Genomic DNA, 18,263 nt, shown 5'->3' with positions numbered 1-18,263 from the left:
GCCTTATAAGGGCGCCAATTCGCGGCTGCATGAGCAAGCGAGCTCAATCCGGTTCGAAATCATGCAGCAAAGAGAGAGCGTTAAAGCGCGCCTGACGGATCACGACTGATGCCGCAGGATGCCACAAAACAGATGTCGCAGGGGTGCCATGGCCGGCCATTCACAGTTTAAAAACATCATGCATCGCAAGGGCAAGCAGGATTCCGTGCGATCGAAAATGTTCTCCAAGCTCGCCCGTGAAATCACGGTGGCGGCCAAGGCCGGCTTGCCTGATCCGACCATGAATGCCCGCCTGCGTCTGGCCATCCAGAATGCCAAGGCGCAATCGATGCCGAAAGACAATATCGAGCGCGCCGTCAAAAAGGCATCGGGCGTTGATGGTGAAAACTATGAGGAAGTGCGCTACGAGGGCTACGGCCCGGGCGGCGTCGCCGTCATCGTCGAAGCTCTGACCGATAACCGCAACCGCACAGCCTCCAATGTTCGCTCGACCTTTTCCAAGGCTGGTGGGGCACTGGGGGAAACCGGATCGGTTTCCTTCTCCTTCGATAAGGTTGGCGAAATCGTCTACAAGGCCAGTGTCGGCGATGCCGATGCGGTGATGGAAGCTGCCATCGAAGCCGGTGCGGAAGATGTCCTCAGCGACGAAGACGGTCACACGATCATCTGCGGCTTCGAGGATATGAACGACGTCTCCAAGGCGCTGGAAGCGACGCTTGGCGAGGCCGAATCCGTTAAGGCCGTCTGGAAGCCGCAAAACACCGTGCCTGTCGATGAGGACAAGGCGCAGTCGCTGATGAAGTTGATCGAGACGCTGGAAGACGATGACGATGTGCAGAACGTCTATTCGAATTTCGAGGTCTCGGAAGAGGTGATGGCAAGGCTTTCGGCCTGATGCTATTCGTGCTGCGCCGCTGAAAGCGGAGCAATGAACGCAATGCAAAAAGCCCGGCTATGGATTAGCCGGGCTTTTTCCGTTGCAATGATGAGGTTTTACGCCGCTTCGCGGCTATTGGCGATCACGCCGATCAGGTCGTTGACGATGCGCTCGATCTGGCTGCGGTCGTCGCCTTCGGCCATGACACGGATCAGCGGTTCGGTGCCGGACGGGCGGATGACAAGACGGCCGTTGCGGGCCAGTTCGTTTTCTGCATCGGCAATGGCCTGACGCACGAAACTGTCTTCCAACGGCTTGCCGCCGGAAATGCGGACATTGCGCAGCAATTGCGGCACGGGATCGAAACGGTGGCAGATCTGGCTGACCGTCTTGCCGGTGCGCTTCACCGCTGCGAGGATTTGCAGGGCGGCAACCAGACCGTCGCCGGTCGTGCCGAAATCCGACAGCACGATATGGCCCGACTGTTCGCCACCAATATTATAATGGTTTTGGCGCATATGCTCGACCACATGGCGGTCGCCGACCTTGGTGCGGGCCAGCGTCAGGCCCTTGCCACCCAGAAAGCGCTCCAGACCGAGATTGGACATCACTGTGGCGACAATGCCGCCGCCTTTCAGGGTCTGGTCATTGGCCCAGCTTTCGGCAATCACCGCCATCAACTGATCGCCATCGACGATTGCCCCGGTTTCATCGATGATGATCACCCGGTCTGCATCGCCATCGAGCGCGATGCCGATATCGGCGCGCACCTCATGGACTTTCTTTTGCAACGCAGCCGTATGGGTGGAGCCGCATTCCAGATTGATATTGAGGCCATTCGGTTCGTTGCCGATGGTCACCACTTCAGCACCCAATTCCCAAAGGGCCGTGGGCGCGACCTTATAGGCGGCGCCATTGGCGCAATCGATGGCAATCCGAAGCCCGCTCAACGTGACATCGCGCGGCAATGTGCGTTTGACGAATTCGATATAGCGATAGATGTCGCCATCGACGCGCTTGGCCCGACCGATATCCTCTGCTCTGGCCAAGGGGAGGGGTGCTTCCTGGTTCAGCAGGGCTTCGATTTCAGCTTCCAGCTCATCGGACAGCTTGTAACCATCGGGGCCGAACAATTTGATGCCGTTATCGGCAAAGGGATTATGCGAGGCGGAGACCATGACACCGATATCGGCGCGCAGCGAGCGGGTCAGCATGGCCACAGCCGGCGTCGGGATCGGGCCAAGCAAAAACACATCCAGGCCCGCGGCGGTAAAGCCAGCCACCAGCGCCGTTTCCAGCATATAACCGGAGAGGCGGGTATCCTTGCCAATCACCACGCGGTGACGATGCTGGCCGCGCCGGAGGATAGTACCGACGGCAATGCCGACCTTCATGGCGAGATCCGGCGTCATGGGAAAGACATTCGACTGTCCGCGAATACCATCGGTTCCGAAATAACGTCGTGTCATGATGTCTCCTGAGGTCCAAAGCTTTTTCGCCGTCTTTAGCTCGCGAAATGCTCTTTTCTTTGTTTTTACCTATCGCATTTACCGGCAATGCCTATGTGCGCAGGCCGTCCGCCGTTCTTTCATCGCTCATCGCATGTTTTAACGGCGCATTCACTTAAATTACCGTCAACATTGATTATAACCCGTTACCACATAAAAAAACCGCCCATTCAAAGGGCGGTTTTTCGTTCTGTGACCAATATCAAGGTCTTTTTACGAGACTTGGCGGATCAATGCGCCTGGGGTTCCAGTCCGGCTTCCGGTTCGCCACCCTTGGGTGCGTCCTTTTTACCGGTAGAGGGAACCGCAGAGCTGCGGGTTGGTCCATCTTCGCCACTGTCGCGGGTTGGCTTTTCGCCCCGGATCAGCGCCTTGATTTCTTCACCCGACAGAGTTTCATATTCCAGCAGACCTTCGGCCAGAATAACGAAGGCATCATGCTTCTCGGTGATGATCCGACGAGCCTCGGTATAGGCTTCGTCAATCAGGCGGCGCACTTCGGTGTCGATCTTCTGCGCGGTTGATTCCGAGACATTCTTGCTCTGCGAGACGGAATGACCGAGGAACACTTCTTGCTGGTTTTCACCATAGGCAACCTGACCGAGAATATCGGAAAAGCCCCATTGGGTTACCATCGCGCGGGCAAGCTTGGTGGCCTGCTCGATGTCTGAAGACGCGCCAGAGGTGATGTTTTCCTTGCCGAAGGTGATTTCTTCGGCAACACGGCCACCCATCATGATCACCAGACGTGACACCATCCACTTGTAGCTCATGGAGTAGCGGTCGCCTTCCGGCAATTGCATGACCATGCCAAGGGCGCGGCCACGCGGAATGATGGTTGCCTTGTGCAGTGGGTCGGCGACCGGCACGTTCAGCGCTGTAATCGCATGGCCAGCCTCATGATAGGCGGTCAGCTTCTTTTCGGCTTCGGTCATGGCGGAGGAGCGGCGTTCCGCACCCATCATGATCTTGTCCTTGGCATCTTCGAATTCAGCCATGGTGACGACGCGCTTGTTGCGACGTGCTGCCATCAGAGCGGCTTCGTTAACAAGGTTCATCAGATCCGCACCGGAGAAACCGGGCGTGCCACGGGCCAGAACCTTGAGATCGACATTCGGAGCCAGCGGCACGTTGCGGGCATGCACCTTGAGAATGCGCTCGCGGCCAATGATATCGGGGTTCGGCACGACGACCTGGCGGTCAAAACGGCCTGGACGCAGCAGGGCTGGATCGAGAACGTCCGGACGGTTGGTGGCGGCAATCAGGATAATGCCCTCATTGGCCTCAAAGCCGTCCATTTCGACCAGAAGCTGGTTCAGCGTCTGTTCGCGCTCGTCATTACCACCGCCAAGACCCGCACCACGATGGCGACCGACAGCGTCGATTTCATCGATGAAGATGATGCAGGGTGCATTCTTCTTCGCTTGTTCGAACATGTCACGCACGCGGCTTGCGCCGACGCCGACAAACATTTCAACGAAGTCCGAACCGGAAATGGTGAAGAACGGCACATTGGCCTCGCCTGCGACCGAACGGGCCAACAGGGTTTTACCGGTGCCGGGAGGACCGACCAGCAACACGCCGCGCGGAATTTTGCCGCCCAGACGCTGGAATTTCTGCGGATCGCGCAGAAATTCAACGATTTCCTCGAGATCCTGCTTGGCTTCGTCCACGCCTGCCACGTCTTCAAAGGTAACGCGGCCATGCGCTTCGGTCAAAAGCTTGGCCTTGGACTTGCCAAAGCCCATCGCACCGCGCGAACCGCCCTGCATCTGACGCATGAAAAACAGCCAGACGCCAAGAATGAGCAGCATGGGCAGCAGCGTGCCGAGATAGCTGAGGAAGCCGGAAGACCCGTCGGATTCGGGACGAGCAACGATCATCACATTCTTGGTCTGCAGTTTTTCAAGCAGATTGTCATCCACGACCGGGGCATAGGTCTGGAAGGCGGCGCCGTTTTCGCCATAGCTGCCAATGATACGGTTGCCGGTGACGGTAACGTCGCGAACGCGGCCCGAATCAACTTCACGCAAGAATTGCGAATAGGGAATCTCGCGGGAACTTGTTTGCGACGGAGACGTCTGGAACATGCTGAACAGCGCGACCAATAGCAAAGCTATGATCGCCCACAGCGCGAGATTTCTAAAATTTGGGTTCATCGAACTCCCCAGAAAAAATGTTCGGCGCATGAAAACGCCGTATCGTCGGACAGTAACATAGGTTTCCTGAAGCGCCTTGCCAAGGCAAAGCGCGGCCCCGACTTCGTTTTCCGTCAATAAGATTTAAAAACAGGGTGATAAAAAGCCTGGTGCGTCGAAAAGACCCGCCAAAGCCACGGCGAGCGGCCAGTCGAACCCCGGGAGAAACCCCTGGTAGGGCGCAATAATAGGTATGGCTCGCAGGTTTGGACCGATCCCGGGGAGAGATTGGCGGGCCAGCGCCGCCAATGAAACGGGCAGGGGCGAGGCGGGCAGGTCGGTGGCCTTTTGATCTGTTTCGGTTCCACCCGGCTGCACCGGGCTTTCCATCCGGTCGATATTGCTGATTTTCCAGCGGCCGTCCCACAGCACGGTCTCACCTGGTTTCACACGACCATGCGGCAGATTGCGCCCTTCACGGACCAGATAGATGCCATGGCGATGACGATGCGCAAGACAGCGGCCCAGTGTCAGTCTGGCACCAGGCGGCTGTTCGCAAAGGGCGATAAGCCGCACAAGCGCGTCCTGCCCCGGTCCATGCGGCTGGCCTCCAACGGTTGCAATCAACGCCTGCAAAGCATGGCAAAGGATCGCCCGGTGCGCCTCAAACAGGGCGTTATCGATATCAACGAGCCCCGGCAGAGGCATGGTGGCATGGGTGGAGACCAGCGTGGCGGCCTGTTGCGACAGAGACAGGCGCTCGTTGTGTGGCATGCCGATCTGCGGAGCCGTTGTGAGGCGGGCTCGGATCCGGGCACGCTCATAGGCGATGTTGTCATTGCTGGGATCATCGATCCAGCCAAGTTGACGAGACTGCAAGAATGCACGGATTGCCTGGCGGCGCGAGCGCAGGAGCGGTCGGGTGATCCAGATAGAATTTTCAAATAGGACAGAGCAGGCCATGCCCGCAAGGCCGGTCGCCTCAGGATTTCGGCTGCGTTCCGCGCGCATGGCGATGGTTTCGATCTGATCGTCGGCGGTATGGCCGGTCAGGATGGCGGCAGCGCCGATCTCCTTGGCGATCTCGGCGAGCAGCCGGTAGCGGGCGGCCCGGGCGGCGGCGGAAACCCCTGATTTCGGCTTGTCGCCTGCCCAACGGCGGATCTCATGGGGAATGCCGAGCCTTGCGCAAAGCGCTGCAACCGTTTCGGCTTCTGCGGCGGAGCCATCGCGAAGACCGTGATCGATGGTGGCGGCGTGAAGGGTGACGGGTTTTGCTGGCATGGCGTGCAGCTGTTCATGCAACGCAAGTAGCAGGCCGGTCGAATCGCTGCCGCCTGAAATCGCCACCAGAAGGCGCAGGGGGTGGTTTATTCTGTCAAGGAAAGCGGCAATGGCGGCGTCAGGAGGGACGGCGGATAGAGTGTCCGTCATGAAATCGCCCAGTCGGTCGTGGCCCGGAAGCTGTGTGTCCAAACCGGTGTCGGGCGGCATCAGCAAGCCAGGCGCTTCTGCTCGCTGGCGGCCTTGTTCTGGACGGCCTTGGAGGCGTCGGGATAGCGCTTGTTCACCTCGCGCAAGGTGGCGCAGGCGGTGTCCTTATTATCGAGAGCAGCCAGCGACATGCCGAGTTTCAGCAGCATTTCCGGGGCCTTGGGTGATTTTCCATAGCCTTGATAGGCTTTGAGGAAGGTCTCAGCCGAATCCTTGTAGCGGGCCTGCGAATATTGCGCTTCGCCCAGCCAGAAATTGGCGTCGGCGGCCTTGCCGCTTTTCGGATAACGGCTGATGAAATCGCGGAATTCGCCTTCCGCCGCCTTGTAGTCACCCGATAGCACATGGCTATAGGCAATCTGGTAGAGATCCTGCTCGCCGCCGAGCGACGCGGTTTTGGTCCCGCCCTGGCCGGTGGGGGCCGTACCCGGCAGGGTGCTGGCGTTGGAACCTGCCGAACCATTGACGCTGGCGCCGACCGGATTGCCGCTGTTGTCCATTTCGATTGAGCCAAGCGTCATTTCACCGGGGGCCGCGGAGCGACCGCCGCCAGCCGGGTTTGTTGCCTGGCTGCCAGCGGTTTCGCCGATAATCTGGCCGACGCCGTCACCGCCCCCAGTTGGCTGGCGCGCCGCTACCGACGGGCTGGCCTGGCCGGGGGAGCCTGCGTCACTTCTTTTTTTTTCCAGCTCCTGGAATCGGAATTCATTGTCTTCCTGCGCCTTGCGGATGGTTTCCTGCATTTGCAGCAGCTGGTAGCTCATGTCCTCGATTCGGCCGTTCAACTGGCGGATCTGGTCCTGCAATTGCTGGACTTGAACGATGTCACTGCCCTGCTGCTGGACCTGCTGCACTGGCATGTCGCTGACTGGCGCTGGTGGCGTGTTCTGACGTTCGAACAGCGAAAAGGCCAAGGCACTGCTGCCCGCTTGGACTCCGAGGATTGGGGGGGCGAGAATTGCAGTCATTCCCACCATCCCGGCCACGACAAGTCTCTTCATCGATGTGGTTCCTGTTTTGTTTGTTATCGCCCGATTGATGTGCGCCCGTCAGGCTTTGCTGTCGAATATCGACCGTCAAGCCTGCGATGTCTGCCAATAAAGCTTTTCTCTGTTCTTTGCAAAAAGCAACCGAGTTCGGCCAAAGTGTGAAGAAAACAAAAGGGCGGCCCGAAGACCGCCCTGTTTCTGTCATGAATGCAGGCACGATTTCGTGAATTACATTCCAGCGCCGCCGAGAACAGTCACGGCACGGCGGTTCTGCGACCAGCAGGAAATATCGTCGCAGGTGGCGACAGGACGTTCCTTGCCGTAGGAAATAGTCTTGATACGGTTGGCCGGAATGCCGCGCGACACGAGATAAGCCTTGGTGGAGGCGGCACGACGCGCGCCGAGAGCCAGGTTGTATTCGCGAGTGCCGCGTTCGTCGGCATGGCCTTCGACTGTGATCGGATACTGCGAATAACGCTGCAACCATTGAGCCTGGCGGTCCAGCGTCTGCTGGGCGTCGGCGCGGATCGAGGTTGAGTCGGTATCGAAGAAGATCCGGTCGCCGACATTGACGGTGAAGTCCTGGGTGGAGCCGGGTGTTGCAGCACCTGCGCCGCCAAGGCCAAGCTCGGACGCGCTGTTGGGCATGTTCTTCTTGGAAGCGCAGCCAGCCAGCGCCAGCGTCATGGCGAGAGCGAGAATGGCGGGGTTGCTGGCAAGCTTTTGCATGCGGCTCATTACCGGGGTTACAGTGCGGCTCATGGCCGATCTCCTTGCAAGTAGTGTGGGGCAGTCATTGTGCAGTGATGGTGGGCAGCCGGTTGGGCGGTCCGTGTGAGCAGTGCCGATTGACGCTGGTGTCAATCGTGGTTGCCGAACTCTAATCAATCCTGGTTAACCAGAAGCAAACGGTCATGGTTAATCTTTACTTAATTCACGACCGGTCATCAAATGCAATCGCCTTCCGGCGGGGGCCGGAAGGCGATGACCATGCTATTCGAGAAGCGGCGACCATGCCGGGTCGGACGCAAAGCTCGGTGTTTTGACCAATTGCTCGTTATAGCCTGTCAGATCGATGGAATAGAGCTGCGGCCCGCCGGAGCCCGCCGCCTGGCGGAAGAACATCAGCACGCGGCCGTTCGGCGCCCAGGTCGGGCCTTCATTATGGAAGCCGGTGGTCAGAAGTCGTTCGCCTGAACCATCCGGCTTCATCACTCCGATCGAGAATTTTCCGCCCGATTGCTTGGTAAAGGCGATCAAGTCTCCGCGGGGCGACCAGACCGGGGTGGAGTAGGAGCCTTCGCCAAAGGAAATGCGGGTCTGGCCAGAACCGTCTGAATTCATCACGTAAAGCTGCTGGCGTCCGCCACGGTCGCTCTCAAACGCGATCCGGCGTCCGTCCGGCGCATAGGACGGCGAGGTATCGATGGCCGCCGTGCTGGTCAGCCGCGTGGTGGTGCGCGAGCGCAGGTCCATCGTGTAGATGTTACTATTGGCGTCCTGTTGCAGGCTCATAATCACCCGCTGACCGTCCGGCGAGAAGCGCGGCGAGAAGGTCATGCCGGGGAAATTGCCGACCACTTCGCGCTGTCCGGTTTCCAGTTGCAGCAGGTAAACGCGCGGCTGGTTGCCCTCGAAGGACATATAGGTGACTTCCTGGCGGTTCGGCGAAAAGCGCGGCGTCAGCACCAGATTGGCGGTGTTGGTCAACATGCGGACGTTTTCGCCATCCTGGTCCATGATGGCCAGCTGGCGCTTGCGGTCGGTCTTGGTGCCGCTTTCGGCCACGAAGACGATGCGGGTATCGAAATAGCCTTTTTCACCGGTGATGCGCTCATAGATCGCGTCGGCGATGATATGGGCGACGCGACGCCAGTTTTCAGGCTGGGTATAGAACTGCTGGCCGCTCATCTGCTGGCCCGCATAGGTGTCCCACAGGCGGAATTCGGCGCGCAAGCGGCCATCGCCTTCCTGGGTAATGCGACCAACCACCAGGGCCTGGGCGTTCAGCACCGTCCAGTTCTGCATGTTGGGCGCCTGATCGGGATTGATCTGCTTGTCGATAAAGGCGCCGTGATTGACCGGGGCGAACAGACCGGAGCGTTTGAGGTCCGCCTCGACCACCGCCGAGATCTTCGCGCCGATGCCATTGGCCGACAGGAAATCGGGAATGGCGATCGGCATCGGCTCGACATTGCCCTTATTGATGTTGATCTCGACCAGCGCCATGGCCGGCGTGGCAAAGGCGCCCGCCATGCCGACGAGGACGATCAGGATACGCAGGAGTGAGAATGTCTTCATAAGGGCAAGCCTTTCAGCTTCTACATGAATTCGTGTGGGCATGAATTCGCTTTTACATGAATTCGCTTGGATCGAAGTTGACGACAACCTCGGACCAGGCATCGTATTTTTCAACGGGCAGGTTCTTGAACGGCACGGATTTCAGAATGGCGCGGCGCGCGCTTGAGATCATCACCTGCTGGGCGCTAGGCGATCCGCCGGTGGCCGTCACTTCCGGCTCGCCGATCAGATTGCCGCTCTCGTCCAGTTTGAAATGAGCGCGGATCACCATGCCCTGGGCATCGCCCATGCCTGACAGCACCGACCAGTTGTTCTGGATTGCACCGCGCAGGGCGTCCATTTCACTTTGGCTGAGTGTCGAGCCGCCCGTGGTCTTCTTGCCGCCCAGCGCCGCCTGTTCGGTGGAGCGCTTGGCACCGCCACCGGCAGCATCGGTCTTGTTGAGGAGCGCGGCGATCTCATCGGCATTGAAATCGCTTTCCTTGGACGATTTCGCCTTGGCCGCCTGCTGGTTCTTGTCAGCCTTCTTCACATCAGGTGCCTTGGCGGCCTCGGTCTTCGGCTTGGCTTCCGTTGGCTTTGGCTCAGGCGTCTTGGTCTCCGCAGGCTTTGGCGGCTCCGGCTTCGGCTTGGACGCAGGCAGGGGAACGCTGGTCGGCAGCGGAATGTCTTCTGCCTTGGCGACTTCCTGCGGCTTTGCTTCCGGCTTCGGCTCTGGTTTGGCCTCCGGCTTTGGCGGTTCTGGCTTCGGTGGTTCCGGCTTTGGCTCGGGCGTCGGGGTCGGCACGTCCTTCGGCACCGGCACGGCTTCCTTGGAAGGGGCTACCGCCGTCTCTTCCTTGGCAATTTCCTTGACGTCATTGGTTTCGTTGTCCTGCGTCGGCAAGACCTTGTCGACCTTTTCAGGAGCTGCTGCCGTTTCCTGCTGCGACGGTTTTTTCGACGGCGTCGGCGGGGTCTTCATGTCGACTTCGTTGTCGCCCATGTTTTCCGCGTTCTGAACGGTGCTCGGCTTCTTGGTCGGGGTGGGTGCCGATTTTTCGCGCTTCGGCGCTTTTTTATCACCCTGCTGAATTTGCGTCAGTTCCGAGATCGGCACGATATCGACGGGCAGGGCCTCGACATCGGCGACTTGCATGGGCGCAGGCGCGCTAATCGTCACCAGCGCCATGGCCAGCAGCGTTGCGTGCAAAATCGCAGATGTGACGAGACTGCCTTTCATTTCGAAAGATCACTTGTCCTGTTCTTGCAGGGTCACAAGGCCGATATTCTTGTAGCCAGCCGAAGAAATGCGCGCCATGACCTTCATGACCGTGCCATAGGCAGCAGCCGTGTCGCCGCGTACATAGATGCGTTCATTGTAACCCGTGGTGGCGATAGCCTGGAGCTTGGGAACGATTTCCTCAAGCGGGATCGGGCTTTCCTGCAAATAGATTTCGCCAGCCGGATTGACTGAAATGGTGATCGGCTGCGTATCGGAATTCATGGCGCTGGCCTGGGTTTCCGGCAGGTCAATCGGCACGCCAACCGTCATCATTGGTGCCGCAACCATGAAGATGATCAACAGCACCAGCATGACGTCGACGAGCGGCGTGACGTTGATTTCGCTGACGGGACCGCGTTTGCCGCCCCGGCGCCTGCTGCCGCGACGGCCACCGCCGCCTCCATTTGCTCCTACCGACATGCCCATCTGATCAATTCCTTTCGCCGACCTTGCCCAGTCGTTCTAGACTGGAGCCTTATTCCGCCGCCTGGCGAGGCTGGAGCTTCTCATCGATCTGTCGCGACAGTATGGCGGAAAACTCGTCGGCAAAGCCTTCCATGCGCGAGGACAGCTTGCCCGCTTCGCCGGAAAACTTATTGTAGGCGATTACGGCTGGAATAGCGGCGACCAGACCGATGGCTGTTGCCAGCAGCGCCTCGGCAATACCGGGGGCAACGACCGCCAGATTGGTGGATTTCGAACCGGCAATCGCCTGGAACGAGGTCATGATACCGATAACCGTGCCGAACAGGCCGATAAAGGGACCAGCCGAACCGATAGTGGCCAGCGAGCCAAGACGGGCTTCGAAATGTTCGGCCTCGCGTGCCATGGTGACATCCATTGAGCGGTCGATACGCATCTGCAAGCCGATGGGCGAACGCGCGCCGCGCTCAAAGCTCTTCTTCCACTCCCGCATGGCGGAGACGAAAATAGCCGCAAGCCCGGTATTGTTGCGCTCGGCCAGCGTGCGATACAATTCTTCCAGCGACTGGCCGGACCAGAACACCTGTTCGAACTGGTCGAACTGGCGGCGTGCCTTGGCAAAGCTGACATATTTGTCGATGACGATTGCCCAGGTCCAGACGGAGGCGCCCAGAAGCCCGATCATCACGATTTTCACGACCCAGCCGGCCTGCATGAACAGGGCCCAAAGGCTCACGTCGTGGCTTGCGGCTGCCAATCCTACTTGTTCCATCGCTACCGTTCCCAAAATCCAGACGCCCGGACGTAAAGAGACCGGGCGGATTTACAGCGTTGTTTGCGCATCACGCGGGCTTGCGCAAACAACGCTGTAACAAATTCGTTTTTCTATGCAATCATATCTGCACTACCAGGCAGTGTGATCGATCATGCACTTGTATGACTGATGTGCAGATAGGCGCGGTGGCGTTTCATCAACGCGATCCGCCATCCCCAAAGCACCCAGCTTGCCTTTTTGCCGCTAAATTTGGTCAAAGGAAGGCGTGCGGCGCACAAAGCACTGCAAGGTTAGTAAGACATCATTATTGTTAACGATAGGTTATCATAGCCTGTCCAATAATCGCCGCTGGCCGCCTGCGAATGGCAATTTCTGTGCTTGCCTGATGCGTCAACATTTTAGAACGAAAACCGCTTCGGCTCTCGAAATCACCATTTTCGCCAGGCCAGCAGCAATTCTTGACCGGACTGTCAGCCAGGGGTGAAGCCGAGGAACTTCTCGGCAATCGTCTCGGGGAGACGGCGCGGGCGTCCAAATTTGTTAACGACGGCAATCACCACTTTTGCTTCAATCAACCGGCGGTCACCACTGTTGATGGTTTGCCGCAGCACCATCTTGGCGCCTCCGGCCTTTTCGGTGATGGTCTCGATAACAAGGATATCATCCATCCGCGCCGGGCTTTTGAAATCCAGCTCCATGCGATGCACAACGAAAACCAGCCCTTCCTCGTCGGCATTGATCAACTCGCTCTGTTCGCAGCCCAGGCAGCGCAGGTAATCGGTGCGTCCGCGCTCAAGAAAATGCAGATAGCGGGCGTGATAGACCAGACCGGAAAAATCCGTGTCTTCATAATAGACCCGCTGGATGAGACGATGGCCGCCTTCGATCAGTTGGCCACTCAGGGAAAATTCAGGGTTCATAGTTTGCCTTTTCAATGACCGAGATCGGCTTCGGTCCAACCCAGCTTTCGCATATCATCGGCTCGGTCGCGGAAATCCGTTGCCGTTATGAACTCGTCGAGCTGGGGCGGCTTGACACTGGTTCCAGCCAGCATGGCATGGACCTGACCGCGATGATGGGTTTGATGGTGGAACAGATGGAAGAGAAGATCGTCACACCGTTCAATTTGCAGCCTCGTCTCGCGATGTACTGTGACGTCTTTGGCAAGCGCGTCAGCGGTGAGGGCATCGCATAGACTTAGAAGACGCTGATCAACAGCGGATTGGGCCTTGTGCAAGGCGTCGACCGTTTCAAAAGGCTCTTCATTGTCAAAGGCCGCCGGACCAAGCGTGCCACCTTCCAAGGCATCCACATAGAACCAATCGACGGTCAAAATGTGATTGAGGGTTGCCTTAATGGAGGGGAAGAAGCTGGTGCGCGGCGCTTCAAACTCACCCGGTTGAAGCTGCGCGTAGGCACCCAGCAATCTCGCATTGGCCAAGGTATTGTTGCGGGCCATCTTGCGAAAGATACGGCAGGGATCAATGGTCATTGCTGTCCTCATCCACAATCAAGTGTTCTGCACGCTCTGGCAACTGCCCCATATAATTGCCCAGAAAGGCTGGCCGGATATCAAAAGCTGCAAAACCCGCTGCCGTTGCTGGCACCCAGCGAAAGAGCACCTCGGTGGGACCATCCATCACGCGATGGACAATATCATCGAGATGGAAGGGCAGGGGCACATCCATGCCCAGGAGATAGTAAAACCCTAGTTCGTGGGCGCGGTAATCATCAAAAGAAAAGAAAACCTCAGTCGTGAAAAGCAGGCGCTCGACGCGCACCGTGCGGTCGATTTCCTCCTGCATTTCGCGGATAATCGTCTGCTCGCTGCTTTCACCAATTTCGGCTCGGCCTCCCGGCAAGGCCCAATAGCTTTCATTGACGCTTCTTTGCACCAGCAGATGATCGTTTTGCAGGATCACGCCCGCCACCCGAAAGGTAAACAATTGCGGCTTTTTATCCAGCCGGATCATGTGGCGTTCAACGGTCATTTGTCGTCCAGATTGCTATCGTTCCACGCCAGATGGCGTGAGGTTCGGGGCAGGTTTTCAATCTCGTCGGCAATGAAATAGGGTGGAATATCCAGTGCGGTCAACGCCTCTTTGGTGGCGCGTGCCCATTTGAATTCCAGCGCGTTCTTTCCATCCTGGATGCGGTGAATGATGTCCTTCTCGTGGAAGGGCAGGGTGTCTGGCAGGTGCATCAGATAATAATAGCCCAGTTCGTGCCAGTCGCGGCCTTCGTAGTGGAAGAAGTTTTCGACGCTCCACAACAGCCTGTCGATCCTGGCCTCGACACCGAGTTCCTCGGCCATTTCCCTCTTCAATGTTTCCTGCGAGGTCTCGCCGATTTCGGCGCGTCCTCCGGGAAAGGTCCAGAATTTTTCATGCACGGCGCGATGCACCAGCACATGGCCGTTGCGAAAAGCCAAGCCCGCAATGCGCATCTGGAAGATGCGGCTCTGCTGTTTGATGCGGATGCGGTTGTCCGGTTGTTTAGCCAAGATCGATCACCACTATTTCCGGCGGTGAGCCGAACCGGATCGGTGCGACAGAACAGCCAAGCCCGCCCGAGACGATGATATTGCGGCCATTTTCCTCGCGATGGCCATAAACATAGCGCGAGCCGAACCGCGATGGAACGACCGGCGTCCAGCCGAATAGATTGACCTGTCCGCCATGGGTATGGCCCGAAAGCGTCAGCGAGACCCGATCCGGCACGCTTGGAAAAATATCCGGTTCATGGGCCAGCAGGATGACCGGGGCATTGTCCGTCACTTTGGCCAGCGTGCCCGGCAGGTCGTCGAGGCCGCGCATCCGGTGATTGCCGGTGAGATAGGCCCATTGGTCTTCCAGTCCGGCCACCCAGAAAGGCTGAGCTTCCGACCCCAATCGCACGGCGCTGTTGGACATGGCATTGATACCGACGCTGCGCAGCGCCCGATGGGCCATGGTTTCCGGCAGACGTTGAAGCTGCGCCTCGGTATCCTGCCACCAGTCGTGATTGCCGCAGACGGCATGCACGCCATAGGGGGCTTTCAAGACGGAGAGCGCCTTGGACCATTGCTCCGGCGGCACCACGCCGGTTACCAGTTTCATGCCAGACATGTAATCGCCCAGCAGCAGGATCACATCGCCGCCCAGCGTATTGGCATAGTCGCAGATCCTGGCGATCCGCTCGGCCGGCATCCAGGGCTCACAGGCATGGAAATCGGCGAGCGCGACAATCCGCAGGCTTTGGCCCTTCGGCCAGCCGGGCGGGGAGAGTTTATAGCGGGTGGTTTCCAGCCGCAGCAACGGCTCCACCGCCCCGGCATAGCCGCCAAGCGACAGAATGCCGGCGGCGGTGCCTGCCAGCAGCTTGAAAAACGTCCGTCTGGTTATCAATCGTCATCCTCAAGGGTCAGGCGGAACTGCGCGGCCTCCATGTCTTTCGGCGGCATCAGGCCCAGATGTTTCCAGGCAATCGCGGTCAGAACGCGGCCACGCGGCGTGCGCTGGATGAAACCCTGCTGGATCATATAGGGCTCGATAATATCCTCGATGGCGTCGCGTGGTTCGGACAGGCCAGCGGCAATGGTTTCAATGCCGACTGGTCCCCCACCAAAATTGACGGCAATCATGGTCAAATAACGGGTGTCGAGCTGATCAAGGCCCATATTGTCCACTAACAACCGCGTGAGCGCTTCATCGGCGATCTCGCGGGTGACGGCAGGGGCGCGGGCGACTTCGGCAAAATCGCGCACCCGGCGGAGCAACCGGCCTGCAATGCGCGGCGTGCCACGGGCGCGCCTTGCAATTTCGCGCGCCCCGTCATCGGTCATGCCAAGCCCCATCAGACGCGCGCCGCGCCGCACGATCAGTTCCAGCTCCTCGACCGTATAGAAGGACAGCCGCACCGGAATGCCGAACCGGTCGCGCAACGGCGTGGTCAACAGGCCAAGCCGAGTGGTGGCGGCGACCAGGGTGAATTTGGAAAGGTCGATTTTCACCGAGCGTGCCGCTGGGCCTTCGCCGATGATCAGGTCGAGCTGGAAATCCTCCATAGCCGGATAGAGAATTTCCTCCACCGCCGGGCTCAAACGATGGATTTCGTCGATAAACAGCACGTCGCGCTCTTCGAGATTGGTGAGGAGGGCGGCGAGATCACCGGCCTTGGCGATGACGGGACCGGAGGTCGAGCGGAAATTGACACCCAGTTCCTTGGCCATGATCTGCGCCAGCGTCGTCTTGCCGAGGCCCGGCGGGCCGACGAACAGCACATGATCCAGCGCTTCGCCCCGGTTCTTGGCGGCTTCGATGAAGATCTTCAGATTGGCGCGGGCCTCCGCCTGGCCGGTAAAGTCGTCCAGCGTCTGCGGCCGCAGCGCGGAATCGACGTCTTCGCCGCGCTTTTCCGGGGTGAGGACAGGGTTTTGAGCGCTCATGCGAGGAGTTCCATATGGGGGACGGTTCGTGCGGCTTTCCTGTCGAATGTCATGGTCGTCCGGCACCCAAACTCCCTGTTCTTGAGAGCAATGAAAATATCGGCAAATTCCTCGCTGCTGCGATCCATTTCATCCAATGTCAGTTCTATGAGATTTTCGTCTTCAAGCACAAGATTTTCAGAATCGAGAAATCCGGACAGGATGATCCTCAATTCTTCTTTTGACATCTTGACCTTTCGGCGCGCCGTCCAGATGAATTCCAGCAAAACCGCGCTATTGACGAAGCCGGGTTGGTCCTGTGTCAGGCTGTCGGCCAGCGCAAGCGCCTGTTTTGTTTGAATGTCATCGTCCTGCATGGTGAGACGCAGCAGAATATTGGTGTCGATGCCGATCATTCTCGGCCCATCACGTGGTCCACGATGGCGTCGCCGATCGCCTCATCCATCTCTTCGATCGTCAGGGTGGGCATGCCGGGACGATGCAGGATACCAGCCAGATCGATCAATCGCTTGTTCTTGGCTTTCAGCGTGACTTCGCCGTTTTTCACCACGTAGCGAATCCGGTCGCCGGGCTTCAGCTTCAACAGCTCCCTGATTTCGGCTGGGACCGTGGTTTGACCTTTGGAGGTCATCGTTGCGTAGAAGACGTTCATGCGGACCCTCCTGGTCTGACCGGCTAAAAAATTCCTTACTTTTCCACAATAGTAAGGAATACCGCCAAAAGCAAGGAAATCACCGCGATAGCTCCTTCAAGCCCAGCCGGATCAGTTTGGCGCTGTCTGCGCCTTCACCGCCATTTTTCAACGCGGCGGCGATGGCATTGGCGGCCTGATCACGGGAATAGCCGAGATTGGTCAGGGCTGACACCGCATCGGAAACCGGGGCAGAGGCAACGCCTTCGCCCAGTTCCTGCTTGAGGCCGATGGCGCTTCCCGCATCCCCGGTGAAGGCTGGGGCCTTGTTCTTCAATTCGGTAACGAGACGCAGCGCCACTTTCGGGCCGACGCCGGGGGCTCTGGCAATGGCGGGTTTGTCCTGAAGGGCGATGGCATTGGCGAGTTCGGAAGGGGTGAGCGTTGCCAAAATCGCCAGCGCCACCTTGGCCCCGACGCCCTGCACGCTTTGCAGCAGATTAAACCATTCCCGCTCCAGCGCGCTCATGAAGCCGAACAATTTCAGCTGGTCCTCGCGCACATAGGTCTCGATGAACAGCACGATGGCTTCACCGGGAGACCCCAGCCGCGCCAGGGTGCGAGACGAACAATGAGCGACGTAACAGACGCCGTGCACATCGACCAGCACATGGTCGTCGCCGATCTCGTCAATGGTGCCTTTGAGCTTGCCAATCATATGCCATATCCAATGAAAAAAGTGATTATCCCGCCAGCGCCCGGCGCATCCGTTCACCACCACGATTATGGGCGTGACAGATGGCGATGGCCAAGGCATCGGCCGCATCATTGCCCTTGAATTCGGCCTTTGGCATCAGGATCTTCAGCATCATATGGATCTGCTGCTTATCACCATGGCCAACGCCGATCACCGACTTTTTTACCGCATTCGGGGCATATTCCGCCACCGGCAATCCGGCACGGGCAGGCACCAGCATGGCAATTCCACGCGCCTGGCCAAGCTTCAGTGTCGCTACCGCGTCCTTATTGACGAAAGTCTGTTCCACCGCTGCTTCATCCGGCTGGTGGAGATGCACCACATCGGCCAGCCCATCATGCAGCTGGCACAGTCTGGAGGCCAGATCCATATCGCCATCGGAGGTCACCGTACCGGACGCGATGAAGCGCAACGAATTGCCCAACGTCTCGATAACGCCCCAGCCGGTGCGGCGCAGGCCCGGATCGATGCCGATAATACGAATCGCGCTTGTCATGGAAAAATCCTAATCCTTTTCAAGCCAGATGTGCCAGCAAAAAGTGAACAAAACAAAAACATTCGCTGTGGATTGGGCGTCGGCGTGCTCACCTTCCCAAAGCCTGTTCCGCAAAGATGTGATCGAACCTTTCCTGTGAAGGCCTCTGGTATTGGCATTAGGACTACATAAATAAAGTGATATC

At 58.4% G+C, this 18,263-nt stretch carries 20 protein-coding genes; 1 reads left to right on the top strand and 19 read right to left on the bottom strand.

From position 1 onward, the window contains the following. Window positions 1-148: 148 nt before the first annotated feature. Window positions 149-895 carry a YebC/PmpR family DNA-binding transcriptional regulator gene (locus FS819_RS12390; protein ID WP_156550940.1) on the top strand — a complete coding sequence of 249 codons (747 nt, stop codon included), beginning with the start codon at window positions 149-151 and terminating at the stop codon, window positions 893-895. 98 nt (window positions 896-993) lie between these two features. On the opposite strand, the gene glmM is transcribed toward FS819_RS12390, so the two are convergent. The 19 genes from glmM to ruvC all read right to left on the bottom strand — a co-directional run bounded on the left by glmM (window position 994) and on the right by ruvC (window position 18,079). Then, entirely contained in the window at window positions 994-2,346 is a 1,353-nt protein-coding gene (gene glmM, locus FS819_RS12385; protein WP_156550939.1) for a phosphoglucosamine mutase, read from the bottom strand. 269 nt (window positions 2,347-2,615) lie between these two features. After that, window positions 2,616-4,544, bottom strand: a complete 1,929-nt coding sequence (ftsH, locus tag FS819_RS12380) for an ATP-dependent zinc metalloprotease FtsH (protein ID WP_041698195.1) — start codon at window positions 4,542-4,544, stop codon at window positions 2,616-2,618. A gap of 123 nt (window positions 4,545-4,667) precedes the next feature. After that, window positions 4,668-5,957: a tRNA lysidine(34) synthetase TilS gene (gene tilS / locus FS819_RS12375; protein ID WP_197433984.1), complete on the bottom strand. Its 1,290-nt coding sequence runs from the start codon at window positions 5,955-5,957 to the stop codon at window positions 4,668-4,670. A gap of 59 nt (window positions 5,958-6,016) precedes the next feature. Then, entirely contained in the window at window positions 6,017-7,018 is a 1,002-nt protein-coding gene (gene ybgF / locus FS819_RS12370; RefSeq protein WP_156550937.1) for a tol-pal system protein YbgF, read from the bottom strand. Between the two features lie 216 nt (window positions 7,019-7,234). Next, a complete protein-coding gene (pal, locus tag FS819_RS12365; protein ID WP_060718216.1) occupies window positions 7,235-7,768 on the bottom strand; it encodes a peptidoglycan-associated lipoprotein Pal in 534 nt (177 codons plus the stop codon). A 231-nt stretch (window positions 7,769-7,999) separates the two neighbouring features. After that, complete coding sequence (gene tolB, locus FS819_RS12360) at window positions 8,000-9,307, bottom strand: Tol-Pal system beta propeller repeat protein TolB (RefSeq protein WP_156550936.1); 1,308 nt, start codon at window positions 9,305-9,307, stop codon at window positions 8,000-8,002. Between the two features lie 52 nt (window positions 9,308-9,359). After that, on the bottom strand, window positions 9,360-10,529 hold the full coding sequence (gene tolA, locus FS819_RS12355) for a cell envelope integrity protein TolA (protein ID WP_015917020.1): 1,170 nt from the start codon (window positions 10,527-10,529) through the stop codon (window positions 9,360-9,362). A 9-nt stretch (window positions 10,530-10,538) separates the two neighbouring features. After that, window positions 10,539-10,997, bottom strand: coding sequence for a protein TolR (tolR, locus tag FS819_RS12350; protein ID WP_015917019.1), 459 nt, complete (start codon window positions 10,995-10,997; stop codon window positions 10,539-10,541). A gap of 49 nt (window positions 10,998-11,046) precedes the next feature. Then, on the bottom strand, window positions 11,047-11,766 hold the full coding sequence (gene tolQ, locus FS819_RS12345; protein ID WP_015917018.1) for a protein TolQ: 720 nt from the start codon (window positions 11,764-11,766) through the stop codon (window positions 11,047-11,049). A gap of 473 nt (window positions 11,767-12,239) precedes the next feature. After that, window positions 12,240-12,689, bottom strand: coding sequence for a tol-pal system-associated acyl-CoA thioesterase (gene ybgC / locus FS819_RS12340; RefSeq protein WP_156550935.1), 450 nt, complete (start codon window positions 12,687-12,689; stop codon window positions 12,240-12,242). Between the two features lie 11 nt (window positions 12,690-12,700). Beyond that, complete coding sequence (locus FS819_RS12335) at window positions 12,701-13,261, bottom strand: DinB family protein (RefSeq protein WP_156550934.1); 561 nt, start codon at window positions 13,259-13,261, stop codon at window positions 12,701-12,703. Next, a complete protein-coding gene (locus FS819_RS12330) occupies window positions 13,251-13,760 on the bottom strand; it encodes an NUDIX hydrolase (protein WP_156550933.1) in 510 nt (169 codons plus the stop codon). The genes FS819_RS12335 and FS819_RS12330 overlap by 11 nt, the downstream gene beginning before the upstream one ends. Then, on the bottom strand, window positions 13,757-14,215 hold the full coding sequence (locus tag FS819_RS12325) for an NUDIX hydrolase (RefSeq protein ID WP_234624530.1): 459 nt from the start codon (window positions 14,213-14,215) through the stop codon (window positions 13,757-13,759). The genes FS819_RS12330 and FS819_RS12325 overlap by 4 nt, the downstream gene beginning before the upstream one ends. A gap of 49 nt (window positions 14,216-14,264) precedes the next feature. After that, window positions 14,265-15,155 carry a metallophosphoesterase gene (locus FS819_RS12320; protein ID WP_156550932.1) on the bottom strand — a complete coding sequence of 297 codons (891 nt, stop codon included), beginning with the start codon at window positions 15,153-15,155 and terminating at the stop codon, window positions 14,265-14,267. Beyond that, entirely contained in the window at window positions 15,152-16,195 is a 1,044-nt protein-coding gene (gene ruvB / locus FS819_RS12315) for a Holliday junction branch migration DNA helicase RuvB (RefSeq protein WP_015917012.1), read from the bottom strand. Before ruvB ends, FS819_RS12320 begins: the two co-directional genes overlap by 4 nt. Continuing rightward, window positions 16,192-16,590 (bottom strand): type II toxin-antitoxin system VapC family toxin, encoded by a 399-nt coding sequence (locus FS819_RS12310; RefSeq protein WP_156535949.1) that lies wholly within the window; start codon window positions 16,588-16,590, stop codon window positions 16,192-16,194. The genes ruvB and FS819_RS12310 overlap by 4 nt, the downstream gene beginning before the upstream one ends. Beyond that, a complete protein-coding gene (locus FS819_RS12305) occupies window positions 16,587-16,847 on the bottom strand; it encodes an AbrB/MazE/SpoVT family DNA-binding domain-containing protein (RefSeq protein ID WP_060718209.1) in 261 nt (86 codons plus the stop codon). The genes FS819_RS12310 and FS819_RS12305 overlap by 4 nt, the downstream gene beginning before the upstream one ends. 79 nt (window positions 16,848-16,926) lie before the next feature. Then, entirely contained in the window at window positions 16,927-17,544 is a 618-nt protein-coding gene (gene ruvA / locus FS819_RS12300) for a Holliday junction branch migration protein RuvA (RefSeq protein WP_015917010.1), read from the bottom strand. Between the two features lie 25 nt (window positions 17,545-17,569). Next, window positions 17,570-18,079, bottom strand: a complete 510-nt coding sequence (ruvC, locus tag FS819_RS12295; RefSeq protein ID WP_156550931.1) for a crossover junction endodeoxyribonuclease RuvC — start codon at window positions 18,077-18,079, stop codon at window positions 17,570-17,572. Window positions 18,080-18,263 lie beyond the last annotated feature (184 nt).

This window comes from Allorhizobium sp. Av2, assembly GCF_021462805.2.
Lineage (GTDB): Bacteria > Pseudomonadota > Alphaproteobacteria > Rhizobiales > Rhizobiaceae > Allorhizobium > Allorhizobium vitis_G.
The sequence above is the reverse complement of the archived record's forward strand: the minus strand, read 5'-3'. Positions and strand labels throughout refer to the sequence as shown.

Excerpts from the sequence above, each read along its gene's own strand:
- FS819_RS12390 (WP_156550940.1), top strand. The coding sequence starts at position 149 with ATGGCCGGCCATTCACAGTTTAAAAACATCATGCATCGCAAGGGCAAG.
- glmM (WP_156550939.1), bottom strand. The coding sequence starts at position 2,346 with ATGACACGACGTTATTTCGGAACCGATGGTATTCGCGGACAGTCGAAT.
- ftsH (WP_041698195.1), bottom strand. The coding sequence starts at position 4,544 with ATGAACCCAAATTTTAGAAATCTCGCGCTGTGGGCGATCATAGCTTTG.
- tilS (WP_197433984.1), bottom strand. The coding sequence starts at position 5,957 with ATGACGGACACTCTATCCGCCGTCCCTCCTGACGCCGCCATTGCCGCT.
- ybgF (WP_156550937.1), bottom strand. The coding sequence starts at position 7,018 with ATGAAGAGACTTGTCGTGGCCGGGATGGTGGGAATGACTGCAATTCTC.
- pal (WP_060718216.1), bottom strand. The coding sequence starts at position 7,768 with ATGAGCCGCACTGTAACCCCGGTAATGAGCCGCATGCAAAAGCTTGCC.
- tolB (WP_156550936.1), bottom strand. The coding sequence starts at position 9,307 with ATGAAGACATTCTCACTCCTGCGTATCCTGATCGTCCTCGTCGGCATG.
- tolA (WP_015917020.1), bottom strand. The coding sequence starts at position 10,529 with ATGAAAGGCAGTCTCGTCACATCTGCGATTTTGCACGCAACGCTGCTG.
- tolR (WP_015917019.1), bottom strand. The coding sequence starts at position 10,997 with ATGGGCATGTCGGTAGGAGCAAATGGAGGCGGCGGTGGCCGTCGCGGC.
- tolQ (WP_015917018.1), bottom strand. The coding sequence starts at position 11,766 with ATGGAACAAGTAGGATTGGCAGCCGCAAGCCACGACGTGAGCCTTTGG.
- ybgC (WP_156550935.1), bottom strand. The coding sequence starts at position 12,689 with ATGAACCCTGAATTTTCCCTGAGTGGCCAACTGATCGAAGGCGGCCAT.
- FS819_RS12335 (WP_156550934.1), bottom strand. The coding sequence starts at position 13,261 with ATGACCATTGATCCCTGCCGTATCTTTCGCAAGATGGCCCGCAACAAT.
- FS819_RS12330 (WP_156550933.1), bottom strand. The coding sequence starts at position 13,760 with ATGACCGTTGAACGCCACATGATCCGGCTGGATAAAAAGCCGCAATTG.
- FS819_RS12325 (WP_234624530.1), bottom strand. The coding sequence starts at position 14,215 with ATGCGCATTGCGGGCTTGGCTTTTCGCAACGGCCATGTGCTGGTGCAT.
- ruvB (WP_015917012.1), bottom strand. The coding sequence starts at position 16,195 with ATGAGCGCTCAAAACCCTGTCCTCACCCCGGAAAAGCGCGGCGAAGAC.
- FS819_RS12310 (WP_156535949.1), bottom strand. The coding sequence starts at position 16,590 with ATGATCGGCATCGACACCAATATTCTGCTGCGTCTCACCATGCAGGAC.
- FS819_RS12305 (WP_060718209.1), bottom strand. The coding sequence starts at position 16,847 with ATGAACGTCTTCTACGCAACGATGACCTCCAAAGGTCAAACCACGGTC.
- ruvA (WP_015917010.1), bottom strand. The coding sequence starts at position 17,544 with ATGATTGGCAAGCTCAAAGGCACCATTGACGAGATCGGCGACGACCAT.
- ruvC (WP_156550931.1), bottom strand. The coding sequence starts at position 18,079 with ATGACAAGCGCGATTCGTATTATCGGCATCGATCCGGGCCTGCGCCGC.